The sequence below is a fragment of the Streptomyces sp. NPDC052682 genome (assembly GCF_040678435.1).
GTDB lineage: Bacteria > Actinomycetota > Actinomycetes > Streptomycetales > Streptomycetaceae > Streptomyces.
Window position 1 is genome coordinate 175,269 of the sequence record NZ_JBFATS010000010.1, and the last position, 17,059, is coordinate 192,327.

General features: G+C 73.2%; 15 protein-coding genes and 1 tRNA gene. 5 read left to right on the plus strand and 11 right to left on the minus strand.

Translation table 11 applies throughout. The features are described from left to right. Nucleotides 1-91: 91 nt before the first annotated feature. The 4 genes from AB0K80_RS17980 to AB0K80_RS17995 all read right to left on the minus strand — a co-directional run bounded on the left by AB0K80_RS17980 (nt 92) and on the right by AB0K80_RS17995 (nt 3,741). Nucleotides 92-1,072, minus strand: a complete 981-nt coding sequence (locus AB0K80_RS17980; protein ID WP_365670607.1) for a ribose-phosphate diphosphokinase — start codon at nt 1,070-1,072, stop codon at nt 92-94. Between the two features lie 138 nt (nt 1,073-1,210). Next, nucleotides 1,211-2,659, minus strand: a complete 1,449-nt coding sequence (glmU, locus tag AB0K80_RS17985) for a bifunctional UDP-N-acetylglucosamine diphosphorylase/glucosamine-1-phosphate N-acetyltransferase GlmU (RefSeq protein WP_365670609.1) — start codon at nt 2,657-2,659, stop codon at nt 1,211-1,213. A gap of 131 nt (nt 2,660-2,790) precedes the next feature. After that, nucleotides 2,791-2,866: transfer RNA gene (locus AB0K80_RS17990), tRNA-Gln, on the minus strand. Nucleotides 2,867-2,880: 14 nt separating this feature from the next. Continuing rightward, nucleotides 2,881-3,741: a hypothetical protein gene (locus tag AB0K80_RS17995; RefSeq protein WP_365670611.1), complete on the minus strand. Its 861-nt coding sequence runs from the start codon at nt 3,739-3,741 to the stop codon at nt 2,881-2,883. Nucleotides 3,742-3,905: 164 nt separating this feature from the next. Between AB0K80_RS17995 and AB0K80_RS18000 the strand changes: the two genes are divergently transcribed. Further along, nucleotides 3,906-5,204, plus strand: coding sequence for a histidine kinase (locus tag AB0K80_RS18000; RefSeq protein ID WP_365670613.1), 1,299 nt, complete (start codon nt 3,906-3,908; stop codon nt 5,202-5,204). Between the two features lie 27 nt (nt 5,205-5,231). Here AB0K80_RS18000 and AB0K80_RS18005 read toward each other — a convergent pair whose 3' ends face one another. Beyond that, the gene (locus tag AB0K80_RS18005) at nt 5,232-5,726 is read right to left on the minus strand and encodes an SUKH-3 domain-containing protein (RefSeq protein ID WP_365670615.1); all 495 of its coding nucleotides are present in this window, start codon (nt 5,724-5,726) and stop codon (nt 5,232-5,234) included. 78 nt (nt 5,727-5,804) lie between these two features. Then, the gene (locus tag AB0K80_RS18010; protein ID WP_365670617.1) at nt 5,805-6,422 is read right to left on the minus strand and encodes a YwqJ-related putative deaminase; all 618 of its coding nucleotides are present in this window, start codon (nt 6,420-6,422) and stop codon (nt 5,805-5,807) included. 311 nt (nt 6,423-6,733) lie between these two features. Here AB0K80_RS18010 and AB0K80_RS18015 point away from each other — a divergent pair, with 311 nt between their 5' ends. Both AB0K80_RS18015 and AB0K80_RS18020 read left to right on the plus strand, forming a co-directional pair. Beyond that, on the plus strand, nt 6,734-7,741 hold the full coding sequence (locus tag AB0K80_RS18015; protein ID WP_365670619.1) for an SMI1/KNR4 family protein: 1,008 nt from the start codon (nt 6,734-6,736) through the stop codon (nt 7,739-7,741). Nucleotides 7,742-7,748: 7 nt separating this feature from the next. After that, a complete protein-coding gene (locus tag AB0K80_RS18020) occupies nt 7,749-10,508 on the plus strand; it encodes an SUKH-4 family immunity protein (protein WP_365670621.1) in 2,760 nt (919 codons plus the stop codon). A gap of 123 nt (nt 10,509-10,631) precedes the next feature. Here the strand turns inward: AB0K80_RS18020 and AB0K80_RS18025 are convergent, their stop codons facing one another. Both AB0K80_RS18025 and AB0K80_RS18030 read right to left on the minus strand, forming a co-directional pair. Continuing rightward, the gene (locus AB0K80_RS18025; protein WP_365670622.1) at nt 10,632-12,245 is read right to left on the minus strand and encodes a cation acetate symporter; all 1,614 of its coding nucleotides are present in this window, start codon (nt 12,243-12,245) and stop codon (nt 10,632-10,634) included. Then, a complete protein-coding gene (locus AB0K80_RS18030) occupies nt 12,242-12,688 on the minus strand; it encodes a DUF485 domain-containing protein (protein ID WP_365670624.1) in 447 nt (148 codons plus the stop codon). The genes AB0K80_RS18025 and AB0K80_RS18030 overlap by 4 nt, the downstream gene beginning before the upstream one ends. Before the next feature lie 278 nt (nt 12,689-12,966). Here AB0K80_RS18030 and AB0K80_RS18035 point away from each other — a divergent pair, with 278 nt between their 5' ends. Next, nucleotides 12,967-13,362: a hypothetical protein gene (locus AB0K80_RS18035; RefSeq protein ID WP_365670626.1), complete on the plus strand. Its 396-nt coding sequence runs from the start codon at nt 12,967-12,969 to the stop codon at nt 13,360-13,362. Here the strand turns inward: AB0K80_RS18035 and AB0K80_RS18040 are convergent. Continuing rightward, complete coding sequence (locus tag AB0K80_RS18040) at nt 13,346-13,864, minus strand: GNAT family N-acetyltransferase (RefSeq protein ID WP_365670628.1); 519 nt, start codon at nt 13,862-13,864, stop codon at nt 13,346-13,348. The genes AB0K80_RS18035 and AB0K80_RS18040 overlap by 17 nt on opposite strands. Before the next feature lie 155 nt (nt 13,865-14,019). Further along, nucleotides 14,020-14,238, minus strand: coding sequence for a hypothetical protein (locus tag AB0K80_RS18045; RefSeq protein WP_365670630.1), 219 nt, complete (start codon nt 14,236-14,238; stop codon nt 14,020-14,022). A 19-nt stretch (nt 14,239-14,257) separates the two neighbouring features. Between AB0K80_RS18045 and AB0K80_RS18050 the strand changes: the two genes are divergently transcribed. After that, nucleotides 14,258-15,334, plus strand: a complete 1,077-nt coding sequence (locus AB0K80_RS18050; RefSeq protein WP_365670632.1) for an alpha/beta hydrolase — start codon at nt 14,258-14,260, stop codon at nt 15,332-15,334. Between the two features lie 14 nt (nt 15,335-15,348). Here AB0K80_RS18050 and AB0K80_RS18055 read toward each other — a convergent pair whose 3' ends face one another. Then, the gene (locus AB0K80_RS18055; protein WP_365670634.1) at nt 15,349-16,842 is read right to left on the minus strand and encodes an MFS transporter; all 1,494 of its coding nucleotides are present in this window, start codon (nt 16,840-16,842) and stop codon (nt 15,349-15,351) included. Nucleotides 16,843-17,059: the final 217 nt, after the last annotated feature.

The following is a 17,059-nucleotide window of genomic DNA, read 5'->3' on the forward strand; positions in this document are numbered from 1 at the left end:
ACGGCCTCCCTCGCCGAGCAACTGCAGCAGTTTACTCGCAGAAGGAGGCCGCACCCAAAACGATCTACAGGGCCCGTCCGGGGAAGAACCCTTACTGCTCGTCGAACAGGCTCGTCACCGAACCGTCCTCGAACACCTCACGCACCGCACTCGCGATCGTCGGCGCGATCGACAGCACCTTGATCTTGTCCAGATCCCGGCCCAGCTCCATCGGCGTCGGCAGCGTGTTCGTGAACACGAACTCGCTCACCCGCGAGTTCTTCAGCCGGTCCGCCGCCGGACCCGACAGCACCCCGTGCGTCGCCGTCACGATCACGTCCTCCGCCCCGTGCGCGAACAGCGCGTCGGCAGCGGCACAGATCGTCCCACCGGTGTCGATCATGTCGTCCACCAGCACACACACGCGGCCCTCGACCTCACCCACGACCTCGTGGACGGTCACCTGGTTCGCCACGTCCTTGTCCCGGCGCTTGTGCACGATCGCCAGCGGCGCACCGAGCCGGTCACACCAGCGGTCCGCCACCCGCACGCGCCCGGCGTCCGGGGAGACCACCGTCAGCTTGTCCCGGTCCACCTTGCCGCCCACGTAGTCCGCCAGCAGCGGCAGAGCGAACAGGTGATCCACCGGTCCGTCGAAGAAGCCCTGGATCTGGTCCGTGTGCAGATCCACGGTCAGCAGCCGGTCCGCACCGGCCGTCTTCATCATGTCCGCGATCAGACGCGCCGAGATCGGTTCACGTCCCCGGTGCTTCTTGTCCTGCCGCGCGTAACCGTAGAACGGCACGATCACCGTGATCGACCGCGCCGACGCACGCTTCAGCGCGTCGATCATGATCAGCTGCTCCATGATCCACTTGTTGATCGGAGCCGTGTGGCTCTGGATCAGGAAGCAGTCGGCACCACGCGCCGACTCCTGGTACCGCACATAGATCTCGCCGTTGGCGAAGTCGAAGGCCTTCGTCGGAACAACCCCGACACCCAGCTCGTGGGCGACCTCCTCGGCAAGCTCGGGGTGGGCGCGGCCGGAGAAGAACATCAGCTTCTTCTCGCCGGTCGTCTTGATCCCGGTCACAGCACTTTCTCCTCAGAGGTGTCGCAGCTGGGTGTTTTCGAGCAGGCCGCCCCGGCTGGGTGCGGGGAACCGTCTCAGCTGGTGGGGTGCGGGTGTGCACTTATCACGGTACGCCCTGTTCAGCGCACCGGTTTCCGGTCAGCCTTCGCTGTCCGCCTTCCGGGAAGCCGCCTCCGCCGCCTTCGCGGCCGCGCTCCCCGGACGCTTGCGAGCCACCCAGCCCTCGATATTCCGCTGCTGACCACGGGCCACGGCCAGCGAACCGGGCGGCACGTCCTTCGTGATCACCGACCCGGCAGCGGTGTACGCACCGTCCCCGACCGTGACAGGCGCCACAAACATGTTGTCCGAGCCGGTACGGCAGTGCGAGCCCACCGTCGTGTGGTGCTTCTCCTGCCCGTCGTAGTTCACGAAGACGCTCGCGGCGCCGATGTTCGTGTACTCACCGATCGTCGCGTCACCGACATAGGACAGGTGCGGCACCTTCGTCCCCTCGCCGATCGTCGCGTTCTTCGTCTCGACGTACGTACCGATCTTGCCCTTCGGGCCCAGACGCGTCCCCGGACGCAGATACGCGAACGGCCCCACCGACGCCTCCGGGCCGATCTCGGCACCCACGGAGACGGTGTTGTCCACGCGCGCGCCGGCCCCGACCCGGGTGTCCGTCAGCCGCGCGTTCGGACCGACCTGCGCCCCCTCGGCCAGATGCGTGGCGCCCTGCAGCTGGGTGCCCGGGTGCACCGTCACGTCCTGCTCGAACGTCACGGTCACATCGACCCAGGTCGTCGCCGGGTCCACGACCGTGACACCCGACAGCATCGCGCGCGTCAGCAGCCGGTCGTTCAGGATCCGGCGCGCCTGCGCCAGCTGCACCCGGTTGTTGATCCCCGCGATCTCCCGGTGATCCCCGGCCACCGACGCACCCACCCGGTGACCCGCCTCCCGCAGGATCCCGAGCACGTCCGTCAGGTACTCCTCGCCCTGGCTGTTGTCGGTGCGCACCTTCTTCAGCGCCTCGGCCAGCAACTGGCCGTCGAACGCGAACACACCCGAGTTGATCTCCCGGATCTCGCGCTGCGTCTCGGTCGCGTCCTTGTGCTCCACGATCGCCGTGACGGCACCGGTCGCCTCGTCCCGGACGATCCGGCCGTACCCCGTCGCGTCCGGCACCTCCGCCGTCAGCACCGTCACCGCGTTGCCGTCCCCGGCGTGGGTCGCGGCCAGGGCCCGGAGCGTCTCCCCGGTCAGCAGCGGGGTGTCGCCGCACACGACGACCACCGTCCCGTCCACGGCACCGCCGAGCTCCTCCAGCGCCATGCGCACGGCGTGCCCGGTGCCGTTCTGCTGCGCCTGCACGGCCGTGCGGACGTCGGGGGCGATCTCGGCCAGGTGGGCGGTGACCTTCTCACGGGCGTGCCCGACCACCACGACCAGGTTCTCGGGTTCCAGCTCACCGGCGGCGGCGAGCACATGCCCCACGAGGCTGCGACCGCAGAGCTCGTGCAGGACCTTGGGTGTGGCCGACTTCATACGGGTGCCCTCACCCGCTGCGAGAACAACGACGGCTGCCGGGCGGTTGGCGCTCACGGGATGCCCTTCGGCTGTGGATGGGGTGGGGGTGGACATCCGCAGGATACCGGGGGGTTTTGTGGGGGGCATGGGTGCGGGTCCCGACCGGGGGATGCCAGTCAGGACCCGATCTGAGGTCTTGGGTGCTGTGGCTCCCCCGCAAGGATTCGAACCTTGTCCTGCTGGTACCAAAAACCAGTGTGCTGCCAGTTACACCACGGGGGACAGCGCTTCAGACCTTACCGGAGACGTGCTTGCGCGTGGGCAACGATGCCGCTCCACCAGCCTTCGATCCGGTTGTACAGTTCGGCGCCCCTCGACACGGTGACGGCCAGGCAGCCGTGGTAGCCCTCGCCTGTGTTCCTGCGGACGGTTTTCGGGTTGTGCTTCTTGAGCGTCGGCTTGGCGAAGGCGGAAGCCTCGGCGTCAACCAGGTCGGCCCAGTAGCGCTGGGCAGCCTCCACGTCCGCGGACTCGTGGATGAGTACGCGGAAGCCCAGTCGGTCCCGGCTCACGCCGAGGAGGTCGAGCCAGGCCAGATAGACCTGGATCACCCCAGGGTCGCTGTTGACGAAGACGACGCGCTCCCGTCGGTCGTACGGCTTGCTCTTGGCGCCTTCGGCCCAGTACAGCGCAACACCGGTCATGAACAGCTCCCTGCCGGTGAGCTCGCCGATCTCCCGAACCGCGTTCTCCCGGGTTCGCGTGCGTTCCTCGTCCTGCGCGCTGCGCAGGCGCGTTAGCCCCGCCTGCATGAGCGCCCGCCGTTCCTCCGGCGTGTATCGCGGCTCCGGCTTCGGCAGATCCCGCACCCACAGCGAGATCGAGCTCCTGGAGCAGCCCAGCTCCACCTGGATCTGGTCGTACGTCCAGCCCTGGAGCCGGAGGTTCCTGGCCTTCTCCCTGAGGTCGTCCTTCGCGTTCGGGCGCTTGGTCCACTCGGGCGGGGGCTCGCCTTCCAGGAGGCGGTTGAGGATGTCGTTGTTGTCGATGTGCAGTCGGTCGCGGATCTGGCGTCGGCTGAGTCCCGCCCGCCGCAGCGCCACCGCCCGCTCCCGCAGACCCTCGAAGTCGGCGTATTTGCCGGTTGCATGTGCCATACGCATACCGTCCGGGCGGAATGATCGGTTCCGGGGTCGAACGGTGAGCGATTCGGCAGTTCGAGGGATATCGGGTGGATCCGCACGTGAACGGTCGCCGAGTGTGTAGGCCGGTCGTCGAAACTCACCGGAAAACCGGCAGGGGCCGACCGTAGGCTGGAGGCATGACCACGACGGGGGAAGAGCACGTGACGGTCCGGGGAGGGCCGTGGTGGTGGGCCCGGCGGCGCAGTGCCGTGCTGGACGTCGGGCTGGGTGTGCTGTCCGCGGTGGAGTGCGCGGTGGAGGGGGTTCCGTTCGCGCGCGACGCGGGGGTTCCCGTGGCGGCGGGGGTGGTGTTCGGGCTGCTGGCCGGCTCCGTGCTGGTGGTGCGCAGGCGGTGGCCGGTCGCCGTCGTGCTGGTGACGATCGCCATCACGCCGGCGCAGATGGGCTTCCTGATGGGGGTCGTCGGCCTGTACACGCTGGCCGCCTCGGAGCTGCCGCGGCGGATCACCGCGTGGCTGGCGGGGATGTCCCTGGTGGGCACGCTCATCGTGACGTTCGTACGGGTGCGGCAGAGCATGGTGCGCGGGGACCTGGACCTGGGGAACTGGTTCCTGCCGTTCGCCGCGATCACCACGTCCCTGGGGCTGACGGCGCCTCCCGTGCTGCTGGGGCTGTATGTGGGGGCGCGGCGGCGGCTGATGGAGAGTCTGCGGGAGCGGGCGGACAGTCTGGAGCGGGAGCTTCAGCTGCTCGCGGAGCGGGCGGAGGAGCGTGCCGAGTGGGCGCGGAGCGAGGAGCGGACGCGGATCGCCCGGGAGATGCATGACGTGGTCGCGCATCGGGTGAGTCTGATGGTGGTGCACGCGGCGGCGTTGCAGGCGGTGGCGCGGAAGGACCCTGAGAAGGCGGTGAAGAACGCCGCGCTGGTGGGGGACATGGGGCGGCAGGCGCTGACCGAGTTGCGGGAGATGCTCGGGGTGCTGCGCAGCGGTGGGGACACGGCGGTGCGGCGGGAGCCGGTGGTGCCGTTGGCGGCGGTGCGGGTGGCCGCGGCCGCCGCGGCGTCGCGGGCGGTGGACGAGGAGGGGCCGTGCCTGTCGGACCTGGATGAGCTGGTCGGGCAGTCGGCTGCCGCCGGGATGGTGGTGGACCTGTCGGTGGAGGGGGAGGCCCGGTCGTACGCGCCGGAGGTGGAGCAGACGGCGTACCGGGTGGTGCAGGAGGCGTTGACGAACGTCCACAAGCACGCGGCGGGGGCGAAGACGTACGTGCGGCTGGCGCACCGGGCGTCGGAGATCGCGATGCAGGTGGAGAACGAGCCGCCGCCCGAGGAGTCGGCGTCGGCGCGGCTGCCGTCCGGGGGGAACGGGCTGGTGGGGATGAAGGAGCGGGTGTCGGCGCTGGGCGGGGTGTTCGTGTCCGGGCCGACGGAGGCGGGGGGTTTCCGGGTGTCGGCGGTGATTCCGGCGTCGTAGCCGCCTGGTGCGCCTGGGCCGTCCGGGTCAGCCGACGGTCAGCCGTACCGGTGCCGTGCCGGAGACGAGGGTGGACAGGGCCTGGTCGATGTCGGCGCCGAGGTACCAGTCGCCGGTGTGGTCGAGGGCGTAGACGCGGCCTTCGGCGTCGATGGCGAGGAGGGCCTGGGTGTCGGTCTCGGCGCCGAGGGGACAGACCTCGGTGCCGAGGGCGCGGCCGAGGTCGGCGAGGGTGCGGGCCATGTGCAGGCCGTGCAGGGGGTCGAGGTGGCAGGCGGCGGGGGCGACCTGGCGGCCGGGGCCGGTGGGGGTGATGTGCAGGCCGCCGAACTCGGCCCAGGCCTCGACCGCGGCGGGGAAGACGGTGTGGCGGTGTCCGGCGGGGGAGACGTGGTCGCGCAGGGCGTCGGCCCAGATCTCGGCCTGTTTGATGTCCCAGCGTCCGGGCTGCCAGCCGGCGGCGCGCAGGGCCGCGTCGACGGGGACGGGGAAGCGGGTGGTGGAGTGGCGGTCGGGGTGCATCTGCCCTTCGTCTCGTCGAGGTCATGGGTCGGCGCGCCTTGGGTGGTGGGCGCCGTGGTGCGGGGGGTGGGGGAGGGGTCAGTCGTCGGTGGCGCCCGGGTCGACGATGCGGACGCCGAAGTGGGCGCTGAGTGCGGTGCAGGCGCGGCAGGGGGCGGCGAAGGTGCCGTGCAGGGGGTCGCCGTCCTCGCGGATGCGGCGGGCGGTGAGCTTGGCGTGCTTGAGGGCTTTGCGGGCCTCGCCGTTGGTCATGGGTCTGCGGGCGGCCCGCTTGCTGCGGGCGGCGTCGGCGGCGGTGATGTGCCGGGAGATGAGGATGGTCTCGGCGCAGCGTCCGGTGAAGCGGTCGCGCTGGGCGCTGGTGAGGGCGTCGAGGAAGTCCTGGACGAGGGGGTGCAGGGCGGGGGGTGTGTCGCCGCGGGCGGCGGTGCCGGTGAGGGTGGCGCCGCGGACGGAGAGGGCGGCGGCGACGGTGGGGAGGATGCCGTCGCGGCGGTGGCGCAGGACGGGGGTGGGCGGGGTGTCGGTGGCGCTCCAGCCGATGCGGGGGTCGCCGGAGCGCGGGCCGCCCGGATGCGGGGTGCCGGTGCGCGGGCCGGGGTGCGGGGTGCCGGGGTGGGGGGCGGCGGATCGGGGGTCGCCGGGGTGAGGGTCGCCGGGGCGGCCCGTGTGTGGTCCCGTCTGCGTCGCGCTCATGATCGTCTTTCCCCTCCTGTGCATCCCCCGGGAGGTCACAGAGTGCCAAATGTCGCGCGCCGTGCGGAAGCTGGGGCGGGGCGACACGCCCGGGCCGGGGCGGGCTGTCACGGTGGGGTGACGGCTGGTCACGGACGGGGAGGGGGGCGGGCGACCGGTGCCGGTGACCGGTGTCGGCGTACCGCATAGGCTGTCGGCACCGCGGTCCGTGCGGTTGACGCACGGGGCGTGGACGTGACAGTCGATACGGGTCGTAGTGCGCCAGAGGTGGTCAGTACGGGCCGTACAGAGTGCCGCAGGGGGCAACCGCCATGACGACAGGTCGGCTCGGGCAGCAAGCCGCGCCGCCGAACGCGGCCTATGCCGGGCAGGTCGTGCATTTCCCGGACCCGGTCCGGGCCTCCCGTCACCCGAGAGGGGTGCGGGTCGACGAGCGCGGCTACCCCGACTTCTCGCCCTACGCGCGTGCGGCGGCCGAGATCGCCGAGCCGCCGGAGGGTTTCGGTGTCGACGAGTTGCGGTTGACGGACTATGTGTCGGCGAACGCGGCGCTGTCCGCGTCGGGGCACGCGCTGTGGGACACGGTGCCGGCGGTGGCCACGCCGCACGGCTGGACGTGGCACCACGTGGCGGGGACGCGGCGGCTGGAGCTGGTGCCGGTCGAGGTGAAGGCGTTGCTGCGGCACCACGGGGGTGTCGCGACCGCGCACGTCGACCAGGCCAAGCGGGGCACGCGGCCGTTGCAGGAGACGCGTCCGGCGCACTTCGGACTGCCCAAGTCGGGCGTGGCGGTGACGGAGGCGCAGGTGCAGCAGGTCGAGGAGGACCTGGGGTACCGGCTGCCGGGGGCGTACCGGTCGTTCCTGAAGGCGGCGGGCGGGTGCGCGCCGGTGGGGACCGCGCTGGACGCGGAGTTGGGGCTGCTGATCGACCAGCCGTTCTTCACGGTGCGGGACCAGGCGGCGGTCAACGACCTGGTGTACGTCAACAAGTGTCTGCGGGACCACCTGACGAAGGACTACCTCGGGGTGGCGTTCGTGCAGGGTGGTCTGCTGGCCGTGAAGGTGAAGGGCGAGCGGGCCGGTTCGGTGTGGTTCTGCGCGTACGACGACGTGCGGGACGTGGATCCCTCGTGGTCGCCGGCGGAGCGGGTGGAGCGGTTGCTGCTGCCGTGCGGGGAGGACTTCGACGTCTTCCTGTCCCGGCTGGCGGGCAATCCGCCGGAGCTGGAGACGGTGGCGAATCTGATGGTCGACGGCGGGTTCGCGCGGGCGGTGCCCGTCGACGCCGCGGCCTCGGCGTCCTCGGTGGGGGAGTGAGCTGGCGATGGTGACGTTCGCGCAGGCGCAGGAGCGCGCCGAGGAGTGGATCAACGGGGACGTGCCGGCGTACCAGCACCGTGAGGTGCGGGTGCGGGAGTTCGACCTCGGGTTCGTGGTGTGGGCGGAGGACCGTGCGGACGGGCCGCGGTCGGACGGGGGCGAGCAGCGGCTGGTGATCGCCCGGGACAGCGGGGAGGCGACGCTGTGGCCGGCGCTGCCGGTGGGTGAGGTGATCCGCCGGTACGAGGAGGAGTACGGCCGTGCGGACGCGGTGGACGAGCCCGCGCCGGCGCCTGCCGCGCGGGTGGATCTGAACCAGACGTCGTTCCTGCTGACTCCGCCGCAGTGGTTGCAGGAGGCGGCGGACAAGCTGGGCATTCCCGACCGGCGGGGTGAGGCCTCGGACGGGGACGAGCGTGAGGGGGCCGCCGCCGGTGCGGGGGCGCCCGGAAGTGGTGCGGCTGCCAGTGGCGCGCCTGCGAGTGGTGCGGCGTGGCCCGCTGCCGGAGGGAGTGACTCCGGTGCGCCGGGCGCGCCCGCGGGGGCGACGCCGTGGGCCGGTACGGACACCAACGCCGATGGGGGCGAGGACCGTTCGGTGCCGCTGCCCGAGACCGTGTTCGCGCCGCCGCTGAGCGAGGCCGGGGACGAGGTGCCGTCGCCGGCGGTGACGCCGGACGCGAAGACGGCGCTGATGTCGGGCGGCAGCCAGTTGCCGCCGACGGCGGTGGCCCCGGCTGTCGGCGACACCGCCGGGGGCGCTGCGCAGGGGGCGGGGGCACCGGGTGCGCCGGGTGCGTCCCAGCCGGGTGTGCCGGGTACGCCTCCGCAGGGTGTGCCGGGTACGCCTCCCTCGGGTGTGCCGGGTACGCCGCCGCCGGGCGCGCCCGGTGCGTCTCAGCCGGGTGCGCCGGGTACGCCGCCGCAGGGTGTGCCGGGGACGCCTCCGCCGGGTGTTCCTCCCACGCCTGCGCCGGGTGCGCCGGGGACACCTCCCCAGGGTGTGCCGTCGTACGGCTGTCCGCAGGGGCCGGGTACGCCCCCTGCCGGTGTGCCGCAGGGGCCGGGCGGGGCCGGGGCGCAGCGGCCGTTGGCGCCGCACGCCGGGGACATCGCCGATGCCGCGACCAGCAAGGCGGCTCCGCCGCCGCGTCGCGGGCGGGGCGCTGGTCCGGCCACGCCTCCGCCGCCGTCGGCGCCCGGTGTGCCGGGTGGCCCCGCGGGTGGTCCGGCGGGCGGTTACGTGCCGACGCAGATGGTGTCGGCGCTCGGGCCGGAGGGGCCGGTTCCGGGCGCGCCCGGTGCTGCCCCCCAGCCGGGTGCCCAGCAGCCTCCGGCTCCCCCTGCCCCGCCGCACACCCCCGGGGGTACGCCGCCCGGCGGTGTCCACCACGCCGCCACGATGTTCTCGGACCCGGGGCGGCCGGGCGCGCCGCAGCCGCCCGGTCCTCCGGGGGCACCCGGGGCGCCCAAGCCGCCCGGTGCGCCCGGCGCCCCCGGGGGGCCCGGTACGCAGGGCACGCCGGGAGGCACCCCCGCGCCGGTGCACCACGCGGAGACCGTGCTGGCCGGGCCCCCGGTCGGCGCCCCTGGTGCGCCTCCGCCGCCGCCCGGCGCCCCCGGGATGCCCGGCGGAGCGCAGCCGATGCCGCCCGGCGCGATGCCGCACCCCGGTCCGCCGGTCCCGGGCCAGCCGGTGCCGGGTCAGCCGGTGCCGGGTCAGCCGGTGCCGGGTCAGCCCGTGCCCGGGCCGCCGCCGGCGTACGGCTATCCGCAGCAGCCCCCCGGGCAGCCCACCGTCGGCCCCGGCTACCAGGCCGTGCTGCGCTACCGCGCGCAGGACGGCTCCGAGCAGCAGCTGATCCGGCGTTCGGCGCCGGGCATGCCGCACCCGGAGTGGCAGATCTTCCACGAGCTGCGGGCCATGAACGTGCCGCCGGACCGCGTGCTGGAGCTGCACACGGAGCTGGAGTCGTGTCAGCTGCCGGGTGCCTACTGCGCGCGGATGATCCGGGAGCAGTGGCCGCAGGCGCGCATCACGTCGATCGCGCCGTACGGCACGGACCACGCGAGCCGGCAGCAGGGCATGCAGCAACTCCTCGCCCACCAGGGCGAGTTGCACCAGGTCGCCGACGGCCCGGCGCGTCCGGCCCCGGTCCGGGCGCCGCTGCCGCCGGTGCAGCCCGTGCCGCCGGTTCCGCCGGAGGGCATCGCGCAGGAGCTGGCGGCGGCGTTCGGGCCGGGCGTCTTCCGGTTCGAGCAGCAGGCGGTGTCCCGGCAGGGGGTGCCCCCGGTGGTGGCGCACGCGCTGGTGGTGGCGGGTCTGCCGGTGGACATGGGCCCGTTCTTCTGGGCGCAGGCCCAGCCGGGGCGGCCGGTGCCGACGCTGGCGGAGCTGGCGGCCGAGCGCGGGGTGCAGCCGGCCTCGGACGCGGGCTCGTACCTGGTGCTGGGCAGCGACTTCGGCAAGGCGATCTGTGTGCAGTACGGCACCGCGCACATCGTCGCCGTGCCGGTGGAGGCGGGGCCGGGCGGGGCGCCCGTACCGCCGCAGTTCGTGAACACCGGCCTGCCGGAGTTCCAGCGCTGCCTCGGGCTGCTGGGGCGGATGTGGCGGCTGCGGTTCGGGCTGAACCAGGAGCAGGCCGGCCGCTGGACCGTCGACTTCCAGGCGCAGCTGGCGGCGCTGGACCCGGCGGCGCTGGGGTCGCCGGAGAGCTGGTGGTCGGTGCTGCTGGAGCAGATGTGGGACGGGCTGCTGTGAGGTACGGCGGCTGACGCTCCGGGGAGCCGGGCAGGTCCTGAGGACGGGACCTGCCCGGCTCTTCGCGTTGCCGGGGGCGGGCCCGGCCGCGCGCAGGGGCCACGGGCGCCGCGGTCCTGCTGCTCACCTCTCCTTCCGTACCGCCCCCGCCAGGATCCACGCCTCCACCGCCTCGTACTGCCGTCGCTGTTCCTCCGTCCCGGTGCGGCCGGAGGCCACCGTGCCCAGCCAGCCGCACAGGAACCCGAAGGGGATGGAGAGCAGGCCGGTGGTGGTGAAGGGGAACCAGTTGACGTCGGCGTCGGGGAAGGCGGCGGCGGGTGAGCCGGAGACCAGGTTGGTGCCGGGCATCAGGAGCAGGACGGCGAGGGAGCCGCCGATGAGGGTGCACAGCAGGCCGGCGCGGGTGTAGCGGCGCCAGAAGAGGCTGTAGACGAGGGCGGGGGCGATGGCCGAGGCGCCCAGGCAGAAGGAGAAGGTCACCAGGGGTTGCAGGCTGTGGTGCTGGACGACGGTGGCCAGCAGGACGGCCGGGACCCCGACCGCGAGGGCCGAGAGGCGGGCCAGGGCCATCTCGCGGCGCGCCGGCGTCTGCCGTCCGCGGGTGGTGAGGACGTCGTGGGCGAGGGAGTTGGCGCAGGCGAGGATCATGCCGGCGACGGAGGCGAGCAGGGTGAGGAAGAGCGCCGTCGTCACGGTGGTGAACAGGAAGGTCTCCGCGGTGGACACCTGCGCGCCGAACGCGGCCCGGGACCCGAGCAGGTAGGCGGTGTTGCCGCGCGGGTCGGCCTGGGCGATCGCCGCCCGCCCGGCCAGCGCGGTCGCGCCGAAGCCGACGACGGTGATGACGAGCACGAACAGCGCCACGCACGACACCGCCCAGGACATCGAGCGGCGCACCTGCCGGGCGCTGGAGGCGGTGTACATGCGCATGGTGACGTGCGGCAGGCAGGCGCCGCCCAGGACGATCGTCAGATGTGAGCTGATCATGTCCAGGCCGGGGCTGGGGCCGCCCGCGAACTGGAGCCCGGAGGCGAGGAAGGCCGGTCCGACGCCGCTGTTGCCGGCGGCCGCGGTGAACAGGGCGCCCGGGTCCCAGTCGAACCGGGCGAGGATCAGCACGGCGACCACGGCGCCGGAGCCGAGCAGCATCACGATCTTCAGGATCTGGATGAGGGCGGTGCCCTTCATACCGCCGATCGCCGCGTAGCTGATCATCAGCGCGCCGACGCCGATGATGCAGCCGGTCTGCAGGAACTCGCCGGAGAAGCCGAGGAGGAACGCCATCAGCTGCCCGGTGCCGGCCAGTTGCACCAGCATCATCGGCAGCAGCGCGGCGAGGGTCACCGCGCAGGCGGCGATACGGACGGCGCGCCCGGGCATGCGCCGGGTCAGCGCGTCGCCCATGGTGAACCGGCCCGCGTTGCGCAGGGGTTCGGCCAGCAGGAACATCAGCAGCATCAGCGACAGAGCCGTACTGAGTGCGAGCACGACCCCGTCGTAACCGCACAGCGCGATGACGCCGGTGGTGCCGAGGACGGTCGCGGCGGAGATGTAGTCGCCGGCGATGGCCAGGCCGTTGCGCAGCGCGGACAGCGAGCCGTAGCCGGTGTAGAACTCGTCGAGGTCGTCGCGGTCCGGGCCGGTCATCACGCACAGCAGCAGCGTGACGGTGGCGACGGCGCAGAAGCCGACCAGGGACATGGCCTGGGCGTTGCCGCTGAACTCGGTGGTCATCCGGTGGCCTCCCGCCTGGCGTTGAGGGCGTCCTGCCGGCGGATCCGCTCGGCGATCGGGTCGAGGCGGCGGCGGGCGGTGTGCTCGTACAGGGCGACCGCCAGCCAGGTGACCGGCACCTGCACCAGGGCGAGCAGCAGGCCGGTGGGCAGCCCGGCGGTGACGGTGCTGGTCATGAACGACGGTCCGGCCGCCGACAGGACGAGGAACAGCACGAAGTAGCCGAGCGCGGTGAGGGTGGCGGTACGCCGCTGCCGGCGGTAGGCGCCGCGCAGCAGGCGCAGGTCGCTGTGGTGCCCGACCGCGGGCCGGCGCGGTGCCCGCCGGGTGTCCGGCTCGGGCGGCGGTGCCGGGGGCTGCCAGGGGTAGGTCGGGTGGATCGGGTACGGCGGTGAGGCGTCGTGGGGCGGGCGGGGGTGGTGCGGGAACGGGTCGTGGGACATCCCGTGCTCCTTGCGCGGCTCGGGTCCGGCGCGGCGGACCGCAGGGAGGTTGGGGGGTGCGAGAGCGGGGGGTGCGAGCCACGCACGCTACTCGGCTGGCCGAAAACGCGCCGCCCTTTCGGCAAACTGAGTGGTCGGTATGCGCTTGCTTCGCCGAGCTGTGACGTTACCGGGTGTCAACTTGGAATCTTCGGTATCCCTCGAACGCGTGCGTGGGGTGTGGAAGGATCTGACGGTTTCCGCGACGCCAGGGACCACCGACGAAATGAGCAGCCCGGATGACGAACGAAGCCCAGGAAGCCGCCGTGATGCCCCGGCAGGTCCGGGCCGCTCAAGTGCTCCTGTACATATTGGCGTTCACCGGCCTGGTCGTCGTGCTCGCGCGGTCGGAGGGGGCGACGTCCTACGGGCTGGGCCTGCTGATGGGGGCGTGGATCTGCGTCTGGGGCAGTGCCCTGCTCGCCCTGACGTACGACGGCAGTGCACGGGGCGGGGTGCGCACCGCCACGCTGGTCCTGCTGGTCCTGGCCCTGGTCAGCTCGCTCGGGCAGGTGAGGGAGGCGGCGACGCCCGGCGAGTTCCTGGACGCCGCGCTGCGCCTCGCCCTGGGGTTGCCCGCTGTCGTCCTGCTGCTTCTGCCGGAGTCGGGCGCCTGGTTCACGCGCGGGAGGTGACGCCGGCGGTGGTGGCGAGGCTGCGGAGGAGGTGGCGGACCCCGGGGCGGCCGTCCACGGTCGTGTTCCCGACACGGATGAAGCCGTTGCGGGCCAGGACCGTCATGGACGCCGTGTTGTCGAGGGTGGTGACCGCCGTGAGGGACGTCAGGCCGTAGTCGGTCGCGGCCAGCCGGCACACCTGGGCGACCGCAGCCGTGGCCACGCCCCGGCCGGCCGCGCGCTCGCCCACGCGGTAACCGAGTTCGGCGCAGCCGTCCGCGACGTCGATCAGGTTGACGCGGCCGACCAGGTTGCCCTCCTCGTCCAGGACCACGTGGAAGTGGCAGACGCCCGCCTGCTGTTCGGCCAGGAGGGAGGCAAGGCGTTCGGCGAAGCCCGGCGCGGTGAAGTACGCGTCCCCCCGGTCCGGGACCGACCGTGCGAAGTACGCCCGGTTCTCCCGCTCGAACGCCAGCAACGCCTCGGCGTGGTCGGCACTCAGCCGCTCCAGCTTCACCATGGGCCTCACGATAGGGACCGCCCTGCCGGTCGTCTCCTCCTTTGTCGGGGAGCGGCGGCCGGTCGGTGGTACCACGGGACCAGGCTCATCGGCCCACGGGACTACCCGCCGTCCGACCGCGCGGCGATGACGGCCGTCCAGGCCGCCGCCTAGCGTCACGGCATGGACATGAACACACCTTCCCGTTCCCGCTGGGCCGCGGCCGTCGTCGCGCTCGGCCTCGCCCTTCCGTTACCGGCGCTGGCCGCGAGCCCCGCCGCGTCCGCCGCACCGCTGCGCCCGGGTGTCACGTCGACGACTGCATCGGCCGTGACCGCGTCGCCCGCGAGGGCGGTGTCGGATACGGGCGCGTCGGCCGCGAGGGTGTCGGGCACGGGCGCGTCGGCCGTGAGGGTGTCGGATGCACCCGCGTCCAACACGCCCGCCTCGCCCGCCCCCGCCCGGCTGCCCCGCCCGACCGGCCCGCACGCGGTCGGCCGCGACACGCTGCGCCTCGTCGACACCGGCCGCCCGGACCCCTGGGTGCCGGCCGCCGGGCCGCGCCAGTTGATGCTGTCCCTGTACTACCCCGCCCGGCCCGGCACGGGCGGGCCGCGGGCCCCCTACATGACCACCGAAGAGGCCCGCCTGCTGCTGGAGGTGAGGGTTCCGGACGCCACGGCCCCGCCCGAGACGCTCAGCGCTGTCCGTACCTGGGCGCGCTCCGGGGCGCGGCCGGTACGCGGCCGGTTCCCGCTGGTCGTGCTCTCGCCCGGGTTCACCCTCCCGCGCGCCACCCTCACCGGCCTCGCCGAGGACCTGGCCAGCCGGGGCTATGTCGTCGCGCTGGTCGACCACCCGTACGAGAACACCGGGACGACGCTGCCCGACGGGCAGACCCTGCCGTGCGCCCTGTGCGACGGGTTTCCCGAGGGCGGACCCCAGGCCGTCGCCCGCAGCCGGGCGAAGGACCTCTCCTTCGTACTGGACGAACTGACGGGCCGTCACCCGGCGTGGCGGCACGCGCGCGTGATCGACCCGGAGCGGATCGGCATGGCCGGGCACTCCATCGGCGGCAACGCCACCGCCGCGACCATGGCCGCCGACGCGCGCGTGCGGGCCGGCGTGAACATGGACGGCACCTTCTTCGCCCCCGTCCCGGGCAGCGGCCTGGACGGCCGCCCCTTCCTGATGTTCGGGGCGAAGGACCGGCTCACCGACGCCTCCTGGGACTGGACCTGGGCCGACCTCGACGGCTGGAAGCGCTGGCTGACGGTCACCGGAGCCGACCACGGCTCCTTCACCGACGCGCCGCTGCTCACCGGCCTGCTCGGCATCCCCGACACCGCACCGCTGCCCTTCGAGCGTGCGGCGGCCCTCACGCGCGCGTACGTCGCCGCCTTCTTCGACCTGCACCTGAAGAAGGCCCCCCAGCCGCTGTTCGACGGCCCCTCACCCGCGCACCCCGAGGTGTCGGTCCGGCTGCCCTGACGTCCCCGGGCCCGTCACCCCTTGAGCACCGGAAACCTGCGCGGGGCGAGGAACAGCAGCACCAGGAACGCCACCGCCGCCGCGCAGGAGGCGCCCAGATAGACGGCGTGCACCGCGTCCGCGATCGCCCGTCGGGTCTGCTCGGGCGCGGTGCCCGCGTCCAGGGCGCGGGTCACCGACTCCAGGTCACCGGCCCCGCCCAGCCGCGCCGCCAGCACCCCGTTGGCGACGGCGCCGAAGACCGCCGCGCCGACCGTCTGGCCGGTCTGGCGGCAGAAGAGGACGGAGGCGGTGGCCGTGCCGCGTTCCGACCAGCCGACCGTCGACTGGACGCCGACGATCAGCGGCAGCTGGAACAGGCCGAGAGCGGCACCGAGCAGCAGCATCAGCAGCGCCGGCTGCCACGCCCGCCCCGGATACGGCAGGAACGGGAACGCCAGCAGGATCAGCGTCGCCGCGCCGATGCCCAGTACGGCGGTGTTGCGGAAGCCGATCCGCCGGTACACGTGCTGGCTGAACGCCGCCGACACCGGCCAGCTCAACGTCCATACGGACAGCACGAATCCGGCCGCGACGGGGGCCAGACCCAGCACCGACTGCGCGTAGGTGGGCAGGAACACGGTCGGCGCCACCATCAGCACGCCCAGCGCGCCCAGGGCGAGGTTGACCGCGGCGATGGTCCGGCGCCGCCACACCCACCCGGGCATGATCGGCTCCGCCGCCCGGCGCTCCACGACCACCACGACGGCCAGCAGCACCAGTCCCGTACCGAACAGCAGCAGGGAGGGACCGGACAGCCACGGCCAGGCCACCCCGCCCTGCACCAGCGCCGTCAGCAGCACGCCCCCGCAGGCGAACACCGCCAGCGCGCCCGGCCAGTCCACACGCGCGCGTGCGGCCGGCTCCCGCTCCGGCTCCCGCAGATGACGGACGATCAGCCACAAGGCCACCGCGCCGATCGGCAGGTTGACCAGGAAGATCCAGCGCCAGTCGGCGTACGCCGCCAGCACACCGCCCAGGCCGGGGCCGGCGACCGCCGACACGGCCCACACCGTGGACAGCTTGGCCTGGATCCTGGGCCGGTCCTCCAGCGGGTACAGATCGGCGGCGAGGGTCTGCACCGTGCCCTGGAGGGCGCCGCCGCCCAGCCCCTGCACGACGCGGAAGGCGATGAGCGCGGCCATGTTCCAGGCCAGCGCGCACAGCAGCGAGCCCAGCAGGAACACCGCGGCGCCCGCCACCAGGACCGGTTTGCGGCCGAAGGTGTCGGACAGCTTGCCGTAGACCGGGAGGGCGACGGTGACGGCCAGCAGGTAGCCGGAGAACAGCCAGGAGAAGACTGAAAAGCCGCCCAGGTCGCCGACGATCTGGGGGACGGCGGTGGAGACGATGGTGGAGTCGAGCGCCGCCAGCGCCATCGCCAGCATCAGGGCGGCGACGACGGCGCCGCGCCGGCCGGTGGCGGGCGGCTGTGCGGTGCCGCGCGTCGCGGGTCTGGTGCTGCCCACCCGGAATCCTCTCCCTCGTTTCTGCGTGTCCCTTGCACCTGTCTGCCGTCGGACAGCCTGCCACTTGACCATGACGCCGCGGGAGGGTGGAGCCTGAGTGGGCCGGTGGGCGCAGTGAACCCTGAGCCGGTCTCCACCCTCGGGTGGACTGCCCCTAGGGGTACCTCCGTACTACGTCTTGGGGAGGGTTCGTACCGGCGGAGGACGAGGCGGCGGC